We start from the raw sequence: 20357 nt of genomic DNA, 5'->3' as shown, positions 1-20357 counted from the left end.
CAGGTGATGATAAGTTGCAGCCTAAACGCAGTGACAGCAAATGTGATTATGGCAAAAAGGAAGGAGGATAACACAATGGCAAACTTTTGTACCCAATGCGGGAGCCCCATATCCGGAGGAGCGAAATTTTGCACCGCCTGCGGCACTCCTGTGGCGGCAGCCGGGATCGCTCATTCAATGGCCGCCCCACCTGTAAAGGTGCAGCCGGTGTATCAGCAGCCGCCACCTACGCCGCAGCCGGTGTATCAACAGCCGGCACCCATGCCGCAGCCGGTGCATCAGCAGCCGGCACCTATGTCGCAGTCGGTGTATCAACAGCCGACGCCTATGTCGCAGCCGATGTATCAGCAGCCGACACCTACGCCGCAGCCGGTGCATCAACAGCCGGCTCCTATGCCGCAGCCGATGCATCAACAACCTCAGTATGGCCGAAATGTTCCGCCCCGGTATGCCTGGCCGGTACCTCAGAAAAAAAAGAAAGGCTTTTTGCCTCTGTTCCTGCTGATCTGGGCCGGGCTTCTTGGTCTGGGCTGGTACTGGGTACCGGACGCCGTGAAAGACGCCCGATTGCCGATCGTGCCTGTTGTTTCGGAAAAGGAGATCACGGCGGAACAGTTAGAAGAATATGCCGCGATCGATGCAAGGGTCGAGGCAGGAACGCCGGCCAGCACAGAAGAAACGGACGAACCTGATTCCAGGCACATTTGGCCGGTCTGGCTGTACGGGGAAAAGCCGGGAGAGGAGGGGGAGAAATGAAAAAGCAACCTAACAAAAGACTGAGATTTCATCTCATCGTGACTCTGTTGCTGGTCATGATAGTTACCGGTTTGGGCAAGCCCGGATTCCTGCTGGGATTTCTGCGGCCTAAGCAAGCGAAGATAAACGCAGCGGCGCTTGTTGCGCCGGATCGGGTGCCCGCCGTGGGTCACAGCGATCCTTTCGCGGCGGAGCCCATACCCGGCTTTACCATCGCGGCGGAACGCAACGCCATGGACCACAACCGGGAATTCAAGGTGACGGAGATGGCCTGGGATGTACTTTCTAATCTGCAGGATCGGTTCATGGACAATGATACTGGGATCATGCTTCTGGCAGGCTGGGAAGTGGATGCCGGTCTGGGGGACGACGACCGGATGCCCGGCACCTATACGGTGGGTATCGACCTGAAAAGGCTGGGGATCCCCGAACACTTGTATCATCTTCTGTCGGCCTATCGCGTCGATGAGGCGGGTCATTTCTACGAATACTTGACCTGGATCAAGAACGACAGCCTGTTTTATGCCAGCTGTCAGAATTCCGGCGTGGTCCTGGGCGTGGATGAAGTCGTTGCCGTCACCGGAAAAGAGATCATCATTGAACCTGCCGCACCGGAAACAGGCTTCTTTAACGGCGACGGTGTCTATTGGGTCTGCGACCCGGCGGATTCGTCCCGGCGCCAGTACAAGATCGAATATGAGCAATCGAATGTATCCAATCAGATTTACGCACAGTGTAATACGATCATCGCTGACAGGAGTGAGCGAGCCAGGAAAGAGGCGGAACAGCAGCTGCCCAATGCAACCGCAAATGAACGGTGCGACAGGGTTTATAAGATCAAACAACGCATGTATAAGGAGGATCCTGTCTACCGGCAGGCGATCGATGCACACAAGATGACAAAGCAAGAAGAGGCGGAAAAGAGCAGACAACTGGTAGCCAAACTGGGTACGATGGTTTATGAGGCTCATAAATACCTGATGAGCTTAAACATTCGTTTGCCGGATCAGGCGACGACGCTATATCTGCTCCCGAAGATGAATGCTTATGCCGAGACGGAGCCGGTCGGATGGTTCTCCGGGCCCTATGTGAATGTGGGTCTGGATGTGCTGGAGCAGGGCAGCAAACAGGAGCTGGATGAAATGCAGCTGACCCTAACCCATGAACTGTTCCATGTTTGCCAGCTCCGCTATAACGGTATTTTCCATGCCAACGTCAAATTCTACGAGGCCATGGCCCAGCTCCTGGAGGAAGATGCTTATCGATATTTTCGCTCTCACCCGAACGTGAAGGGCACGGAGAATATCATCACGACGGAGAAAAATCTGGAAAACGGAAAGGCCTACCAATACTATGTGATGCCTTTTGATGAAAAAAAAGCGACCTATTATGACGACATGGGCCGAGCGGAGAAATGGTCCATGAACAATACAGAACTTTGTTTCTCCGGTTATCCCATCGCCCGCTTCTTTGACTATCTGAATGAAACTGTCAGTAAAAAAAGCTTCAAGGAGATGATGGAGAACTATGAATCCGTCGTCACATATATGGATCTCGGAGGCATGGATTTCACTCAGCATATAAAGGCCACATGGGATCTCTCTGACAATATGCTGACGGATGCTTATTTGGCATTTGCCAAGAAGTATCAGACGAAGTTCTACGAATGTGCGAAAGCGAAGATGAATATGACACCGGCGCGGCGGTTAGCGTTTCCCGCTTCCTTCATAGAAAAAGATAAGAAAACGTACTTTAAGCTGGTCGATCATGCCTATTCTATCCGTATCAACTCGCTGATGTCCTCTCTGGACAACATCGGTCGAGTCGGGATCCTGGTAGCGACGGATAAGGATTTCTATGCCCAGCTCACTGATATGACCCTGCTGCCCGTTGGTTCAGGCCAGTGGACAAAGTGTAAGCACGGCTTCTATTTCTACCCGCATTCCGGGACTTCTGATATCATGGAGATTGACGGCGGTACCAACGAAAACCCCTCTGCTGTCAGCGGCTATACGGTCTATCAGCTGGAGCCGCCTAAGCTGGAAAAACCGAAGGTGGAGGACGGTCTCCTAGTCTTCAAGCTGCCGGAGATGAGCCAGGCTGCCAAGGACGACAAGATCGACGGTTATCGGGTGACGATTACCTGTTCTGATGGGAAGAAGACGGTCTATCACCCGCAGATAGTTATTGCCGGAAAGACAGTCAAGATTAAGACCAGTCGTCTCAGTCACCGTTATATAGCGGGTTTTGAAAACTTGGGATATAATGTCACGGTCTGTGAATATATCAAGGATAAGGATGAAAAACGCTACATCTACGGCCCCGAGTCCGATGGCAGTATGGACAGCCTTCTGGAGGAAATGGGTGCCGCTGAGGGCGAGATTACTGCTTCCATCTACTGGCCAAGCAAGGACGACTTAGACCTTCACTGCATCACGCCCAATCAAAGCGAAATCTTTTATGGATGTAAATTTGCTGACGGCGGTGAGCTGGACGTAGATATGCAAGTCCAGGCCGAGAGAGACAGCGGTGTGGAAAACATCTATTTTGCGACACCGGTACCGGGAGTCTATCAGTTCTATGTTCATAATTATACAGACCGCACCGATGGCGACGTGGGCTGCCGCGTGCGCATCAAGGTCGGCAATCAGGTCCTGGTGGACGAAACGGTTCCTATGGGCGGCAGAAGTAAAATCTGGAAGCTGGAATACAGGGGATTCGGTAAGGAACAGAATGTGGAGATTCTGGAGGATCTTCCTTGATTCGATGGCGATCATCTTTTTTCCTTTCGGCAGAAAGAAGCAGAAATTTTGACTTGAATTTCCTGAAAAAACAGACTATAATAAAGAAGCAGTTGGGTGAGGAGGATTAACCCTAACATAAAATTCCGGTCAGCACCGGGCGGAGAGCGAAAGCAGACAGCAGCTTGAATGGAGAAATCAGATTTGGCAAAACCGGAATCTGAACGCTTAAAAACTCCAAAAGCGGGAAATGCTGCAGTTTATGCCCTGCCCAGCCGAAGAGAAAAGAGAAACGGAGGAGAGAATTATGCGAAGGAAGGGAAAATGGATTAGTTTGTTATGCGCGCTTTGTCTGCTGGTCAGCGCCTGCAGCGCGCTGCCGGGCAAGAAAGAGGAAAGCAAGCCGGCCGAACAGGAGACTAAAAACGTGGGCAAAGAAAACAGCGCCCAGGAGTCGGACAAAGATAAGCCGGCTGCCAACGGGGAAAACGGACAAGCCGAACCGGTCAAGAATGAAAGGCCCAATTTTAATGAGGCCGATGTGCGTAAAATCGACTATGCCGATATCATCAATGCCGACACTTATACCGGCTTTACCAAGAGACAGCTGGAATTGCTGAAAAAGAACGGCTTCGTGGTGATGGAGCCGAAGCTTAATGAGGACTATCCGTATCTGAAAATGCACCAGCCCTATGAACATATGGAGTATACCGATCATTCAATGATGATTACCACCGATGTGGTGCTGCATATGTGGCATGTTTTTTACAGCGAGAGCATGAAGGCGTTGGAGACGACCGAATATTTGCCCAATTTGGAGGAATTATCGCTGAAAATGGAGCAGCAGGCGATTGCCGCTTATCAAACCGGGCCGGACGCGCTGGATGGGGCGTATGCCAATATCATCGCCTTTTTCCATGTGGCCAACAGCCTCCTGTTTTCGGAAACACCCGGCTGGATCGAGCAGCTGGGGGGCAAGCCTCATGGCGATGCGCTGGAAATTGCCGAGGCCGAGCTGGGAAATATCCAGGCGGAAAGCGCCGCTGATTCGGTTTTGCTGGGCCGGGCGATTGATTATTCGCAGTTTAAGGTCAGAGGGCATTATACCACCAGTCCCGAGCTGACCAGATATTTTAAGGCGATGATGTGGTACGGCTATATGGGCTTTGATTTAGAGAAGCAGCCGGAGGAAGCGGCTTTGATTGTCGATTTGCTGACGAAGAATCAAGACCTGATGGCGCTGTGGCAAAAAAATTATGAGCTGACAGCCATGTATTCCGGAGAAAGCGATGATATCAGCGTGCCGGAGATGGAGAAGGCATTAAAGAGCCTGAAAGGCAAGGACTTGAATCAGGAGCTGATTAACGAATCGGGCCGCAAGACTTTGATTAAAGCCTTTAAAAGCTTGCCGGAGCCGAGAATTGTCGCTCAGCTGAGCGAGGACAACCAGGATTTTGCCGTTGGGAAAGCCTTTAAGTTCATGGGGCAGCGCTTCAGCGTCGATGCCTATATTATGCAAAATCTGATGAAACCGATTGTGCGGCCGCTGCCGACTGCCTTTGACGTCTTCGCGGCGATGGGATTCGCTCCGGCGGAAAGTTATCTGCGGGCCAATTATGACACCAATCAGAAGTGGCCGGAATATGACGATCAGTTGAAACGGATGAAAAAAGAATACGCCGACGGTGAACTGACGGACGGAGATAACTTTTACAACGGCTGGATCCGGGCGATTGACCGGACGCTGAATTATGTGCCGGCCGGCAAGGAAATACCATATTTTATGACGACGCCGGCTTATGATTACAAAAAGATGAACGCGGCGCTGGGCAGCTTTGCCGAGCTTAAGCATGACAATATCCTGTATTCCAAGCAGGCGATGGCGGAAATGGGCGGCCCGGAGGAAAACTTAACGCTCCATTACTTGGAGCCGAACGAGGCCCTGTATCAGGAGCTTTTGACTTTGTCGACGCATGCCGAAAAGCTGATGAAGAAAGCCGGTATTCGGGATGACTATATTCGGCCGCTGACTTCGATCAAAGGAATGATGAAGATTTTTGCTGAGGTTGCCCGCAAGGAATTAAACGGGGAAAATATTACCGAGTCAGAGCTCCACGAATTAACCTATTTCGGCGGCTTGGTTGAGGACCTGAATGCGAAGTATCTGTATCTTTTATCAGCCGAGGGCTATGACTGGGAGCAGCCCAAAACGACGGCTTTGATTGCCGATATTGCTACTATCCTGCCGCAAAACGGAGTACCGGGCGGTATCGTTGAGGTGGCGACCGGTTATCCGTATGAGATTTACGCGCTTTGTCATGTCAACGGCGTGGATTTTCTGGCCAAGGGCATTGTGTATTCCGCCTTTGAGTTTTTAAATGAGGAGCGGCTGACGGATGAAGAGTGGCAGCAGGCGCTGGGCATGGCAGGTCAGGGAGAATATGGGGAAGTCATTTTTGAATTGAGCGAGTATGATATGATTCGGGAGGTGTATCCGAACTATTATTCGGAATATGCCAGCACCGAACCCAATCAAGTAGAAATTAGCTATGAGGCTGAGGTTGATTGGCCAGAGCTGAAAAAATAAAGTAAGTCCGTCTTTGGCGGCGTTAAAAACGGGTCTACGCGGATTTTAAATAAGCAGGTAGTCGGGGTTGATTGCCGGGTACGGTTCAACCCTAACTGCCTGCTTGTTTACCCCGTAACCTTTTGGCCGGATCGACATTAAGCGGGAAGACAGAAAATGGATAACTCAACTTTCCCATGTTCGTCAGTTATGTTCGCGAAAAAGGCTTTGCCTTTTCGCTTGCCATTGCGGAAACAGGAAGTGTTTCTCGCACTTGGGGCAGAAAGGCGAAACCTTTCGACAGGGAAAAGATGAGTGGATAGCTTTGATTGTATGGCAAAGACAGGAATAAAATGAAAACCGAGTTTAGAGTACCAAAGAGTAAATATAGCTTTGTGCCCAAGGAAAAGCCGGCCGGGCTGTGGCGCAGCCCGACCGCCTGGGTGTTGTTGCTGCTGATCATTCTGATTGTGATTTTCCGGCTGCTGGCGGCCAAAGAGGTGGTAGCGGCGGCGGAGTATACACAGGACGGGATTTCCTACCGGGCGGCGATCGAAGGTCGGGCCGCGGTCAAGTATTGGCGGGGCAGCGACTTTTTGGAGGGCCGAAGTCTACCGCAACCCTTTGTCTTGGGGCGGGAGATTGTCGTATATGAGCGGCCTGCTGCCGGCGGTCACTGGCAGGAAAAAAAACGGTATGACTTTGCCGGAGTGGGGCCGTGGTGTGTTGCTATGGGACAGATGGATGAGCGTAAGGATATTGAGGTCTTTATTGGCGCCTATCGGGCGACCCGCTATTTTCCAGAAGGGCCGCGGCCGTATTTCTTTACTTGGGATATGGAGCAGCAAAAGCTGCTGCGGCTGTGGTCGGGGTCTTACCTGGATGCACCGGTTTTTACCGCCGCCGCTTTTGAAGATATGGACGGCGACGGCCGGCAGGAGCTTAAGCTGGACGAGCGGCAATGGCTGGGGGAGACGGAATATCACTATATCACCTACTATACCTATTGGCGCAGTAACTTTCAGCCGGTCAAGCTGAAGCGGGAAGTGATTGAGTAAAACAAAATTTCAGGATGAATTCCTTTCGAGATAACGGCGGATCCTTTTTATTCATCTGAGAATACAGCTGTCTTGGATAGGAGAATCGCTGATATCAAAGCCGGCCGCAATATTTCCGAGCATGAATTGATCGAGGCGGAATAATGCGAAAAATATGGCATGATGATGCATGGGATAAAGCCCCAATAGCTGCAACTATTGAGGCTTTATTTGTACTTACATATTTTGTATCATTTCTTAGCTACCCTTTATTTCTCCACATTCAGCAGCCGCTCTAAGAGCTGATTGCTTCGTTCCAGAAAGGCGGTCATCCGCTCCGGCTCCAGCGGTTTGTGGCTAAGTCCCGCTAAATCGTAAATCTGATGGCAAAGCAGCGCTACGGTTTCTTCTGGTGCGCCCGGATTTTCGAGCAGATATTTGACCAGTGAATTGTTCTTATTGAGCAGCAAAGTTTCATCGGCTTCGCCGCCCAAATCCAGTCCCATAAAGCCGTAGAGTTTATTCATATCCTGCATCCGCCGCTTTTCTTCCGATAAAAGAATCATACCGGAAACCTGCGGGTCTTTCAGCGGTTCGACCGCAATGGTCAGCGAATCCTTGGCCAGCGCTTTCCGGAAAATCTTTTCCAGATTTTCAGCCAGACTTTTTTTGACATCATCACTGATACTTTCATCGGTTTTCATTTCAGCGGTGACATCGGAATCAATCCGCAGAAAATGAAGCTTGTGCTCTTTATCCTCGGCTTCTAATTTTTGGAGGAAAGGCTGGTCAATTGTATGCGCCAGTTCGACCGCATCCAGTCCGTTTTTGACGAAAGAAGCAATATAAGAAGCCTGAAGTTTGCGGTCGGTAAAGTAATAGACCGTATCGGCCGAGGTCTTTTCCCGGTATTCGGTCAGAGTTAAATAATCGCCGGCGATATCCTTGAAGAGCAGGATATCCCTGACTTTCTCAAAAAACTTCTCGTCGCGCAGGCAGCCGTATTTGATAAAGGGGTGAATGTCCGGCCAAAACTTTTCATAGGCCTCCTTGCGCTCCTTTTTAAACAGGGAATTCAGCTTGTCGGCGACTTTTTTGGTGATATAGTCGCTTAGCTTTTTAACGAAGCCATCGTTCTGCAAAAAGCTGCGGGAAACATTGAGCGGCAGATCCGGACAGTCAATCACGCCTTTTAACAGGAGCAAGAACTCGGGAATCACTTCCTTGATGTTGTCGGCAATGAAAACCTGGCTGTTATACAGCTTAATCTGCCCTTCCATCGTGTCAAACTCGTTTTTCAGCTTGGGGAAATACAGGATTCCTTTCAGCCGGAAGGGGTAATCCATGTTCAAATGAATCCAAAAATGCGGCTCGCTGAAATCCATAAAGGTTTTGCGGTAAAACTCCTTGTATTCGTCCTCGGTCACTTCGCTGGGATTCTTTAAATACAGCGGTGCAGGGGTATTCACCGGCGTTTCTTCCTTGACAATGATGTTGCCGGCCTCGTCTTTTTCCGGCTCGGCGTCGGCATTGGTCAAATAAATGGGATAGGGCATAAAGGAACAATACTTACGCAAGGTGTCGCGCATGGTCCATTCACTCAGAAACTTTTTGCCGTCCTCATTGACCGTTAAAATGATATCGGTGCCGTACCGGGACCGGCTGCCTTCCGCCATTTCATATTCCGAGCCGCCGTCGCAGGTCCATTTGACGGGGGCAGCGCCTTCCTGGCAGGAAAGCGTCTGAATCTCAACTTTTTCAGCCACCATAAAAGCGGAATAAAAGCCCAATCCGAAATGGCCGATGATTTGCTCACCTTCGTCTTTGTCTTTGTATTTTTCCAAAAAGTCATAAGCGCCGGAAAAGGCGATTTGATTGATATATTTTTTAACTTCTTCTTCAGTCATACCAATACCGCGGTCAGAAAAGGTGATGGTGCCGTCCTTTTCGCTGACTGTGACGTCAACCCGGTAATCAGCGGCTTCGCCTAAGCTGATTTCTCCCAGAGAAGTCATTTTTTTCAGTTTGGTCATGGCATCACAACCATTGGAAACCAGCTCCCGGACAAAGATATCAAGGTCTGAGTAGAGCCATTTTTTTATAATCGGGAAAATATTTTCGCTATGAATCGATAAATTACCTTTTTCCATAATCAGGTCCTCCTAAATATGCATTGTTTTTACTCAACTTTCGCCTGATCGAAGTGCTGCACACTTCCGCCCGGGCGGGTAATCTGCCTAAAAAAGACTGTTCTAGTTTTGCAGAACATGGGAAAGTTGCGTTTTTTACTACACAAAAATATGCGGCGGATGGAAAGCCGCCGTGTTACCGCCAAGCGGAAGGAAGCTGAACAACAGGGTTTTTCTGTAATTCGCATTTTCTTTATTTTAAACATTTCCGCCGGTTTTGTCAATTCCGGGTTTCCAGCGAAGGGATTTCCCGAATCTTTTTGTTTTTATCGTTTGAGTATTTCTTTGCCGTCTTTTTATTTGGCTGTTTTTGGCTTGTCTTATGACTGACTTGTGTCCGAACAACACGAACATGACCGGCACGCTCAAGACGAACAGCCCGAAGAATAAAAGGAAGATAAAACAGACTCAGTAAACCAACCCCCAATGCCAGCAGCCGTAAAAAATAAGCGTACCAGCCGTGATTCAAGTTCAGATAAGGCAGCCCTTCCATCGGCGGGCGGACCACATACATAAAGTTCGTTCCGTAAGCAGACAGGGCACCGTTTATATATATCATAATCACTGTTAGAAAAAACAGAATGCCCAAATTTCTTCCGAGCGCTTTTAAGTTTAGGTGCGCCTGACCCGAGAAAATCAGGTACAGAGAAAACCAAAGCAAACCGGCGTGATAAATAAAGCATTGATAGGCATCAATGGTGGTAAAGTCAGTTCCGTTGGTCGGAATCAAAATTGCGCAGATACTGCCGAGTGTGCCCAGCGGTGCCACAAAATCAATGACGGATTGTTTGAGCGGGCCGTCCTGGCCGAAGGTAATAAATATCACACTGAACAGGAGCAGGCTGCATAGATGAAACGGAAGAGACTGCGGATTCAGAAACATGCCGCCATCCGGACTTTCCATCATGCCGCTCATGATTTTACTGATTTCGCTGAAAGCGCAAATAACGACCATCATCTGGCCGGCAGCTTTCAGCGGGATTTGCTTTTTCAGGCAAAACCGGGTCATAATAAGTATAAACGCCAGACAAATCGCTATCCAAATAAAATGTGCAGTAGTAAACATATTGTTCTCCTTGTATTTAACTTCAATTTCCAAAATGATGGAACCTATTAGGGCAAGACATTCGGAATTCGCCAAAATGCGAGATAATTATACTTCAAAAGCCGGAACAAAGCAATAGGCAACCTATACCTACATAATCTAAACCTAAACAACCTATATTGAAGCGGTTACCGATAAAACACATAGTGCTGGGGCGGCTGTGAGGTATCAAAGACCGGTTTTGCCGGATTTTTGTGCGGTGAAAGATAGCCCTTTTGTATCTTATTCTGCAAGATGCTCCGGGACGCAGGAAGAGTATAAACAAAAAATTAAAAGAGAGTAAAGAAAAAGAATGAGCTATAATAAAGATGTTTTGAAATGGCGGAGTTGAAAGCAGGAAAAGATTCAACCTATAAAAAATAGGGCTAATTACTTATAAAAGATAGGTAGATTACTGGTCGATAGTATGATATAATCCTCAAAGAAGTTTAAGAAAAGGCGTGGACATTTTGGGAGTGCATTTAAAAGAAGATACTTGGAGGTCCAATGCCGGGTTGAAACCAGAAAATATTACTGTTCAGGCAAGCCGTTTGTTATAAACTCAACTTTCCCATGTTCGCCGGAACAGTCTTTTTTAGACTCGTTGCATGGACAGGAACGGAATGCGATTTGCAAAGCAAATCGCGAGAGTGAGTCCATGCACCCGCTCTCCGAGCGGGATAGAGTCAAAAAAGACTATGGGAAAGTTGGGTTATAAAGTAATCCTGAACTAAAAACAAGAAACAAAAGGAGTATAAAATGAAGAGAAAGATGATAAGCTGGGGTTTGGTGCTGATGCTTCTTTTCAATGTCGCTTTTTCCGGCGTCAATGTATTAGCGGAAGAGCAGACAACAACAGAAGCCGGGCAAACGGGACAGGCGGTGGTGACGACAGCGTCGCCGGCGGGAGCTCAACTGCTGCCGCAGGGAAACGATGTTTCTGCAAAGCTGAAGAATGTAGAAGCGGAATTGCTTCAGGATGAAAAACCGGTTTCTCCGAATGGAACGCTGGATCAAAATAAGCCGTTCCAGATTAAGGCTGGTTTTGACGTTCCGGTATTGGGCGATGGTATTTCGGCCGGGGATGCCGTACAAAAGGGCGACAAAGCGACGATTACACTGGCTGAAGGGCTGCAGTTGAAAGAAGAAACCAGCTTTGAACTGCGGGAGGGTCTGAAAATCGGAACCGTAACGCTCAGGCAAAGCGGCAATCAGATTTTGGCGGAGGTTGTTTTTGACGGTGACGATGATATTTATAATGGAAATTCCAGCGATGTAAAAGGACAGTTTGAAGTAAACTTTGAAGCGCTTTCTTCCGGCAGCGGACAGAATGATACAACGGTTGCATTTGGTGTGCTGGGAAAAAGCTATAATTTAAAGCTGGTCGATATAGAATATGTGCTAAAGAAGGAAGGCGCTTTGGATTTAAAGAACCGGCTGGTCAACTGGAAGATTACGGTTGAACTGAAGGACAAAAACGATCACAATAACTTCCTTGACTTGGAAGGCTATACCCTGATTGACGATTTGTTCTCTAATGAGAGCCGATTTAATGCCGGTCAGTATGTAGATAATTCTTTTAAAGTAGAAGATGAAAACGGAACGGATAAAACCGATCCGGCTAATTTGAATAAGAAGTTTGAAGACCCGCAGGATAGCAGTAAGGTAACAAAACTGGATTACACTTTTCCGCAGGGTTCTGTCGGTAAGCAGGTGATTACCCTGCAGACGGCCTTGACAGCGGAGGAAGCCAATCCGCAGAAGCATGTGTCGGTTACGAATAAATACAACGAAGCACGGCTGTATTTTAAAACAGATCAGGCTGAAAAAGCGAAAGACGGCCGCTTACTGACAGCGACCGGAAAAGAATGGATCCAGAAATGGGGCGGTGCTCCGGATAAGGTGAATACTACCTTTGAATGGACGATCACGCTGAATCAGGAAAAGGAACGCTTGGAAGATGTGGTGGTTACGGATGTGCTGCAAGCCGGTATGACCTTTGTCAGTGCCAGATTGATGAAGAACGGCCAAGTGGAGAAAGAATGGTCAGATCAGCCAAATGACAGTAAGTATGAACTGGGTACTCTTGACGGAGAAGCACAGCTGATTATTAAGGTGAAGGTCGAGCGGCAAAACCATGAGTTTAGCCGGAACTTTAAAAACCTGGCCGAAGTAACCTGGAAGGACAATCCGTCGCCCTTTAAGCGGACAGCCGACTACACCTTTAAGTTTGTGGATAATATTGAAAAAGATCTTGTCGGCGGCCGCAAAAGCGATAGCGCCCGCAACTGGGAACAGGCGGCGATTCGCTGGAAAATAAAGGTGCATTATGCGGCCTTAAAAGAAATGCAGATTCCGCGGGTGTTTGATTTAATGATTTACGATAAAGTGAATGCCCCGAAAGACAGTGCTAACCGCTATCAGCTGAAAGGTTTGGAGACATTTACCTTAACTGCCGAGGGACGGCAGGCTTTAGGCATTCAAGATGATGTGGCCATGAGAAACTTTATGCAAAATCTGAAGCCGATATACCATGATTATCTGAAGTATGTGGACGGAAGCTTTAAGCCGCTGTCAGGGCTGGAGCAAGGTGAGATCACGACTTTCCCTGTCCAAAATGCCGACGGTGTTACGGTTGGTGATTTGGTGATGGTTTCCGGCCCGGTCAAAGATGGCGAAGACTGGGAGTTTATCCTTGAGGCGGCGGTAACCGATCCCTATATTATGTATATTCAGCCGAAAGGAATTGATATCAACAATACCGCGCAGCTTTTTGACGGTACGGCCTTTAAAGGCGAAGCCAGAGTCAGCATAGCGGATTATAAGTCCCGGATGCTGGAAAAGGAATTGCTGGATGAAGCACAGGCTGAAGAGTTCAGAAATGCTCCGACCGCTGTCTTAGCCAATAGTGCTAAGACAACAAATCCAAAAAAAGGGTATCATTATTCGGATAATACTGTTCTTTACCGGATCAGTATCAACGGTGATAATCATCAATATTTGGATTTGGCTTTGGGTCAAAATGTTCAGCTGAAGGATGTTCTGCCGGAAGGCTGGGAATTTGTCAGCGTTAATGAGCAGGCCGATTATCTCATTTTTAAAGGCGAAACGATTAATTTTAATACCGATAATTTGTCGGTAACGGCCAAGGGTGAGGCGATTAGCGGCAAATGGAATGAAGCGGTGCCGGGACTTGATTGGCTGGCCAAGAAGTCAACGGAAATTGAAAGAAATGGAACTTCGCATCAGAAAGCGGAGATAGTTATGGGCAAAGCGGCAGCTCCCTATGTCGTGGTTTTGGCGGCTCGGCCGACCGAAGCCAAGTTGAAGGAATATTTGACCAAGGGCGGTATCCCGGTCATGGAAAATAAAGCGGTGCTGAGGGGTGACAACACACCGGATGCGCTGTTTAGAACGCAAAAGGTTGAGTTCGATGTTCGTCTTTTGAACAAAGAAGTCGTCTCTTTAGGCGGCGTCCTGGAATGGACAATTAGCTATACTCCGAAGAACTTCCCGGTACCGGTAGAAAAAGCGGTTTTGGAAGATGCCTTATCCGAGGGAATGAACTTACGGATGAGAGCGGACGGTTCGCTGGATTTGGAAAACGCATTCTTCTTGTATGAAGTAACGCCTGCCGGTTCCAAGCGGATTAGCTTGGTTGAGGGACAGGATATTACCTATAATGCAGCTACCCGTACTTTGACACTGAACCTGCCGGATAAGCAAAAGAGCTATCGTTTTACTTACCTGACAGATATAACCGGCAGAGAAGGAACGAAGGTTAACAATAAGGTTAATCTGAAAGGGATTGGGAACAATGCCCAAAGCGCGGAAAAGGAGTATAAGATTCAGACAATCGACGGCAGCGGCAGTTATATCGCGAATGCATGGATTGAAGTCAGAAAAGTGGACGAAGCGGGCAAACCTTTGGCCGGTGCGGAGTTTCGGCTGACTTCGCCGGATGCTGCGCCGAGAACTCTGACGACCGGCGTAACCGGGTTTATTAAGTTTAATCATTTACTGGATGCGAATGGAACCCGGATCTATACCTTAAAGGAAACCAAAGCGCCGGCGGGATATCTTTTAAATGAAACCGAGTATACCATCGTGGTGGAGAGAGAATCGGCGACCAAGGTTAAGGTATCAATTAACGGCGTTGAAACCAGAGAAATAAGGGTGGTCAATAAGAAAAAACCGGTTGAACCGGGCGATAATACCCCGCTTAAGCCGTATGATCCGGACGGCGGCAACGATATACCGCCGCTGACCCCGCCGACTCCGCCGACCAAGATTGAGGATAATCCGGTTCCGGAAGGCAGCAAGACAATTCCGAAAGTACCGGAAGTTCCGTTGACTCATGAGATTCCGGAAGGTGTTCCGGAATTGCCCAAGACCGACGGCGTTCCGACCGGAGCATTCAGCCTCTTTGGTTTGGCTTTAGCGGTGCTGGGATTGTTGTTTAAGCGCAGCAAATAAGTGCGGCGTGAATAAAACGGAATGAAATGCAGCCTAAAACCGGCATACGGAATAAAGCAGCCGGTGGCTTAAAAATGCGATAAAAAGCAGCGCTCTGCGGATTTTGCCGGGCCGCTGCTTTTTATGCGTGTATATGCTGTGGAGATACGGAAGCATGTACGGACGGTTTAGAAACGGTGATTGCGTCCGAAAAAAAATCGGAATGCAAAGAAAATATAAAAAAATATTAAAAAAACGAAAGAAAAAAAATTTTCCGTTTTTTACAATTTGCTTTAAACAGCGGAGTTGCATGGATTATGAATTTGCCCGGTCGGGAAATAGGTCTAAAATCCCATAAAATTAAGTGGATTCCAAGCCGATAATATGATATAATCACTACAAGGATGTAGATGTCAAAAGGCGTGGAGGTTGAGGGATTGTATTTTTCGGGATAAATAGGAATCATAAGGAAAATCCTAAGACGTCCCGGAAAAACAGGGAACGCAAAAACAAAGATAAAGAGCAAAAGGAGTGTAAAATGAAGAGAAAAGTCATAAGCCTTAGTTTGGTGCTGATGCTCCTGCTGAATGTTGCTTTTCCAAATGTCAGTTTGTTTGCTGATACGGAAGCGGCAGAGCGGCAGACGCAGGAGGTGCAGGCGGGAGAAGAGTATGAGCCGATTCCGCTGGAGGAAGAGGAGAGTACAGTTACGGAAGAAACGGCGCAGGCAGAAGAGGAAAACGTAACACCGGACGACGAGGAAGACGCGGACTTGGAGGAAGCGGAAGACGAAGACGAAGCCATGCGAAGCGCCACTGATGCAGCGATTCAGCCAAGGGCGCCGAGAGGGCCGCGGAATATTACGGATTTAGTAAATAGAAAACATGGCGGTATACCGGATGTATATATTGTTTGGACAGACAACAGCAAAACATATATTATCAGGGACGGTAAGACCATATTATATGATCAAGACGGAAAAGAAACTGAGGATCTAAGCGGAAAACCGAAGCAGATAAAAGAAGGCTGGAAGGTTGAGTTTTATTATAAATGGGATATTTCAAAGCAGAATATGGAAGAGGTCAAGGCCGGAGATTATTTTGTTTTTGGGCTGCCGAATTTTATTAAGTTAGAAAACTTTGGTTTTGATCCCAATAAGCCGATTGCCATCGGTTCGGCGGAAGGTCCAAATGAAACGCTGGGAAGCTTTGTGGTTGATACGGAAAATCGGAAATTAACCGCTACTCTGAATGAAAACGGAGCCGGGAAAAAGGGCGGTATTATAGACGGTTACTTTAAAATTCGATTTAACGCGCGGGAAGACCTTGAAATAAAACCCAGCCAGGAAGTCGGAACGGAAGGTATCGTAGTGGAGCCGCAGGGACATTCCGAGCCGCAGATAAAAGAAACTGGCCAGGGCAATGACTTGGAAAAGGGCGGTTATCTCTTCAAAACAGACGATGGGCAAATTTTACTGCGCTGGTATCTCGTGGTAAATAGTAAACAATTTAAAATTTATCTGGAAACGGGTGAAGCGGAAGTTAAGAAAAATGTTTGGATAGAGGACACCCTACCGGATCCGACTATGGAAATTGACAGGGAGAGCATTAGATTTCAGGTGCCGCTGTATGCGGCAACCGCGGACGGTAAGTTAAGTGGCTATGGTCTGTGGTGGCCAAGTATAAAACCAAAACAAGTTGAAGTCTATAATGAAAATGGGGACTATGCAGCTTTTGAGACATGGGCTAAAGGCAAACTGACACAGCCGTTGAGTGCAGCAGTATATCCGGCTCATGGGGATAAAGCGGCTAAACTTTTATTCTATTTAGGTGATTTGGGTAAGGATGTAGGTTTGACTTATTCAGATTTTAAGTCGGACTATGAAAAGCTGGCCATAAGATTCATAAACGAAAAACTAACCGGAGCGAATAAGCCGCTTCGGGAACAAACTAAGACCTTGTATGGAATTGATGATGATCTTAACACGCCGATAGCCAAAAAAGTGGTTGGCTATTTGGTATCGTTTAATACCAAGCAGGAGAAACACGGCGATTATGTCAATAAAGCCAAAATGACATGGAATCTTGACAATTCGACAGAAGCCAGCGCTAAGCTGGTTTATGCCACAGCCGAAGGCGGCGCCGGTTATAATGATATCACCTCTTTTGTGGTAACCAAGAAATGGGCAGGCCCGAAGGGCGATCCGATTAACGTTCAAGTCTATGATGAAGATGAGCCGCAGACAGTGATTGCTGAATGTATTTTAGGCGAAAACGATGAGTGGAGTTATACTTTTTCTGGCTTGCTGAAGAATAAGAAGGATGCAAATGGCAAATGGAAAGAGATTCAGTATTGGGTTAGAGAAAAAGTGGTGCCGGCCGGGTATGAGGCAAAAGTGACGAAAAATCCAGGCGGTACCGGCTTTACCATCACCAATACCAACACCGAAAAAATTGACTTTACGGTAACCAAAAAATGGGTATCGTCAAATGGTCAAATTGATAAGATCATAGTTGATATCGTAGAAAAAGAGACTAATGATGTTGTTGTCCCAAATGTAGAAATAACGGCAGGAAATACGTGGACGAAAACCGTTCCCGTTCCGAAGTATAATTCTAAGGGTAACTTAGCCGCCTATACGGCAGTTGAGAAAAATGTTCCGGCTGGCTATGTTTTGGAAGTGGAAGAATTGCCGGCTAACGGCAATGAAGTAACACTCTATAACATTGAAAAAACTGAGGTTTCCGTAGAAAAGAAGTGGATTGGTTCAACAGGGGGACCGGTAGATGTTATTCTGCTTGCTGATGGTCAGCCGATTCAAAATTGGACTTTATCCAGCAGTTCAGATCCGCAGGAAAACTGGATGCATGTGTTTAAAGATTTGCCGAAATACACTCGGGATGGAAAGGAAATTAAATATACAGTCGATGAGCCAAATGTACCGGTCGGATATCAAAAGCATATCAGCGATTTGGCGAAAGATGGTTTTGTCATTACCAACTCTTCGCTGACGGAGATTGAAGTCATTAAGAAATGGTATCATGCTGCCGGAACGGAGGAACCTGAGATCGAAGCGGAGCTTTGGATTGCCGATGCTGAGGGCAAACCGGATCGCAAGGCGAATGTTGCGGCGGTTAAATTAAACACAGGGAATGACTTTACAAATAAGTTTAAGGATGTCCCCAAGTTTGACCAGGCTAACCAAGAAATTAAATACACGGTCAAGGAAAGAAACGTGCCGGCCGGTTATTTGACAACAGTTAAGCCGACTCCGAATAAATCGGAAAGCTTTACTATTTATAATGTTAAAGAAACCGAAGTATCGGTTGAAAAAACTTGGGTGGATAAGAACGCGTCGAACAGACCGGCTGAAATCACTGTTGTTTTAACGGGAAGTGACGGAAGCAGCAGAACAGGAATGCTGACGAAAGCAAATAACTGGCAAAAGTATACTTTTACGAAGTTACCGGCTTATGATCAGAACAAGAAGCTGATTACTTATACCGTAACAGAACAAGCTGTAACCGGTTATACTGCAAAGATTGACAGCCAGGATCCAAAGGCGGTTAAGATTACCAATATCAGTCAGGAAAAGAGAACGATTGAGGTAACCAAGAAATGGGCAGTACCGGCAGGTACGGTAACGCCGGAGATAGTAGTGACTCTGCTTAAAAACACCCAGCCGATGGTGCCGAATCAGACTAGGACTTTAAAAGCCGATCCGAATGCGGCAAAGCATTATAAAGCTTCCTTTGAGAACTTGGATGTTTATGATGAAGCCGGCAATGAGATTCAGTACACAGTAGTAGAAAAGGTACCGGACGGTTATGAATCTAAGCCTGCCGCCGGAACAATGGCAAACGGCTTTACCATTACCAATACAATCGTTGGCAAGACATCTGTTCCTGTAACCAAGATATGGCATGGTAAGGAAGCGGATAGTATAACGATTCGCTTATATGCTGACGATGTGGAAGTAGATCATATTGTTTTAACCAAAGCCAATAAAGACCAGCATAAATGGCAGCACACTTTTGGCCCGCTGGAGAAATATACCCCAGCTGGACAGATCATTAAGTATACGGTCAAAGAAGATCCGATTGGCGGCTATGATTCCACAATCACCGGCGATGCCGAGCAGGGATTTACCATTACCAACTACGACACCGAGAAGATTAAGATTCCGGTGCAGAAGGTTTGGCGTGGACCGGCAAGACCAGAAATCATGGTTAGATTGTTGGCTGATGGCAAGGCAACAGATAAACAGCTGCTCTTAACGGCTAACTCTGATCCTGCGAAAAACTGGAAAGGTGAATTCACTGATTTACCGAAGTACAGCAAGGAAGATGGGCATGAGATTGAATATATGGTGCAGGAGGTCAATATACCGAACTATACTAGCACCATTACCGGTAGTGTGAAGGATGGCTTTGTCATTACCAACACCAATACCGAAACGGTGAATGTTCCGGTTACCAAGAAATGGGTAGGTGGTGTTGCTGATGAAATCATCATTGATTTGCGGCGAGATGATGTGCCCTTTAGGACGCAAACTTTGAAGAAAACGGATTATCAGGGTAATGTCTGGCACTATACCTTTGAGAACTTGCCGAAATATGATGAAGTGACGGGCAAAGCTTATGTTTATACCGTAAGCGAAAGATACCTTGCGTGGTATTCGACTGAGATTACCGGCGATATGGCAGCAGGCTTTACGATTACTAATACGCAGCAGACACCTCCGCCGCCATATGTACCGGATGAACCGGGCGGCAATGATACTCCGCCGACCCCGCCGACCCCGGATACTCCGCCAACGACCCCGAATACTCCGCCGACCACCCCGACTACGCCTCCGACCACCCCGCCGACCACTGATATCGACGAGGAAGCAACACCGGAAGGCAGTACAAAAACACCGGAAGTTCCGTTTGAGGACGAGATTCCGCAGGGTGTACCGGAGCTTCCGAAGACGAGTGGTATTCCGGCTGCTGGCTTTAGCCTCTTAGGCTTGGCGCTGGCTGTATTAGGACTGCTGTTTAAGCGGAAATAGCGGAACACAAGCGGAAACGGTAAAGCATAGAAACACAAGTAGAACCGCAAGAACCGCTGAAACACAAGCGAAAACGCTGATGGGAAGCGCAAGTAAGAACAGCGAAACAAAGGCAGAACCGCTAATGTGAGGATGCGGAAGCGGAAATGCGGACGGAAACGCTGGTAGAAAGGTACGACAGCGGGAATGTGACCGCAAGCGGAAACGCAGAAACTAAAATTGCAGAACTTAAAATGCGAAAGCGGAAAACGCAGAAGCATAAAAACAAAAAATAAAAAGCGTTCAGGTCAGCCAATCGGTTGGTCGGAACGCTTTTTATGCGATAACGGCATTTTCTGGCCAAGGCAGGCTGATCTTCGTCAAACAGTACCTGCGAATGAAAACAGATAAAGTCAATGATTTTTTCGACTGGTACGTCAAGCTCTAATCAACTTTAGCGAATAGCTGTAAAAAGAAAAATCAGATATAGTATGTCG

Annotated in this window: 10 protein-coding genes; 7 read left to right on the top strand and 3 right to left on the bottom strand. The window is 47.5% G+C overall.

The window, feature by feature from the left end:
* Nucleotides 1–6: 6 nt before the first annotated feature.
* The 5 genes from C3V36_03570 (at nucleotide 7) to C3V36_03550 (ending at nucleotide 7265) form a co-directional block, all read left to right on the top strand.
* Nucleotides 7–756: a hypothetical protein gene (locus tag C3V36_03570; protein AVM68406.1), complete on the top strand. Its 750-nt coding sequence runs from the start codon at nucleotides 7–9 to the stop codon at nucleotides 754–756.
* Nucleotides 753–3518 carry a hypothetical protein gene (locus C3V36_03565; protein ID AVM68405.1) on the top strand — a complete coding sequence of 922 codons (2766 nt, stop codon included), beginning with the start codon at nucleotides 753–755 and terminating at the stop codon, nucleotides 3516–3518. The genes C3V36_03570 and C3V36_03565 overlap by 4 nt, the downstream gene beginning before the upstream one ends.
* A gap of 229 nt (nucleotides 3519–3747) precedes the next feature.
* Nucleotides 3748–6084 carry a hypothetical protein gene (locus C3V36_03560; protein AVM68404.1) on the top strand — a complete coding sequence of 779 codons (2337 nt, stop codon included), beginning with the start codon at nucleotides 3748–3750 and terminating at the stop codon, nucleotides 6082–6084.
* A gap of 332 nt (nucleotides 6085–6416) precedes the next feature.
* Nucleotides 6417–7121: a hypothetical protein gene (locus C3V36_03555; protein AVM68403.1), complete on the top strand. Its 705-nt coding sequence runs from the start codon at nucleotides 6417–6419 to the stop codon at nucleotides 7119–7121.
* 18 nt (nucleotides 7122–7139) lie between these two features.
* Nucleotides 7140–7265 (top strand): antitoxin, encoded by a 126-nt coding sequence (locus C3V36_03550; protein ID AVM70426.1) that lies wholly within the window; start codon nucleotides 7140–7142, stop codon nucleotides 7263–7265.
* A 104-nt stretch (nucleotides 7266–7369) separates the two neighbouring features.
* Here C3V36_03550 and C3V36_03545 read toward each other — a convergent pair whose 3' ends face one another.
* Nucleotides 7370–9256, bottom strand: coding sequence for a molecular chaperone HtpG (locus tag C3V36_03545; protein AVM68402.1), 1887 nt, complete (start codon nucleotides 9254–9256; stop codon nucleotides 7370–7372).
* Nucleotides 9257–9509: 253 nt separating this feature from the next.
* Nucleotides 9510–10355 carry a hypothetical protein gene (locus C3V36_03540; GenBank protein AVM68401.1) on the bottom strand — a complete coding sequence of 282 codons (846 nt, stop codon included), beginning with the start codon at nucleotides 10353–10355 and terminating at the stop codon, nucleotides 9510–9512.
* A gap of 777 nt (nucleotides 10356–11132) precedes the next feature.
* Here C3V36_03540 and C3V36_03535 point away from each other — a divergent pair.
* A complete protein-coding gene (locus C3V36_03535) occupies nucleotides 11133–14849 on the top strand; it encodes a hypothetical protein (protein ID AVM68400.1) in 3717 nt (1238 codons plus the stop codon).
* A 33-nt stretch (nucleotides 14850–14882) separates the two neighbouring features.
* Here the strand turns inward: C3V36_03535 and C3V36_03530 are convergent, their stop codons facing one another.
* Nucleotides 14883–15140: a hypothetical protein gene (locus tag C3V36_03530; GenBank protein ID AVM68399.1), complete on the bottom strand. Its 258-nt coding sequence runs from the start codon at nucleotides 15138–15140 to the stop codon at nucleotides 14883–14885.
* Between the two features lie 226 nt (nucleotides 15141–15366).
* Here C3V36_03530 and C3V36_03525 point away from each other — a divergent pair, with 226 nt between their 5' ends.
* Complete coding sequence (locus C3V36_03525) at nucleotides 15367–19881, top strand: hypothetical protein (protein ID AVM68398.1); 4515 nt, start codon at nucleotides 15367–15369, stop codon at nucleotides 19879–19881.
* Nucleotides 19882–20357 lie beyond the last annotated feature (476 nt).

Source organism: Lachnospiraceae bacterium oral taxon 500, from assembly GCA_002999035.1.
Taxonomy (GTDB): domain Bacteria; phylum Bacillota; class Clostridia; order Lachnospirales; family Vallitaleaceae; genus W11650.
The sequence above is the reverse complement of the archived record's forward strand: the minus strand, read 5'-3'. Positions and strand labels throughout refer to the sequence as shown.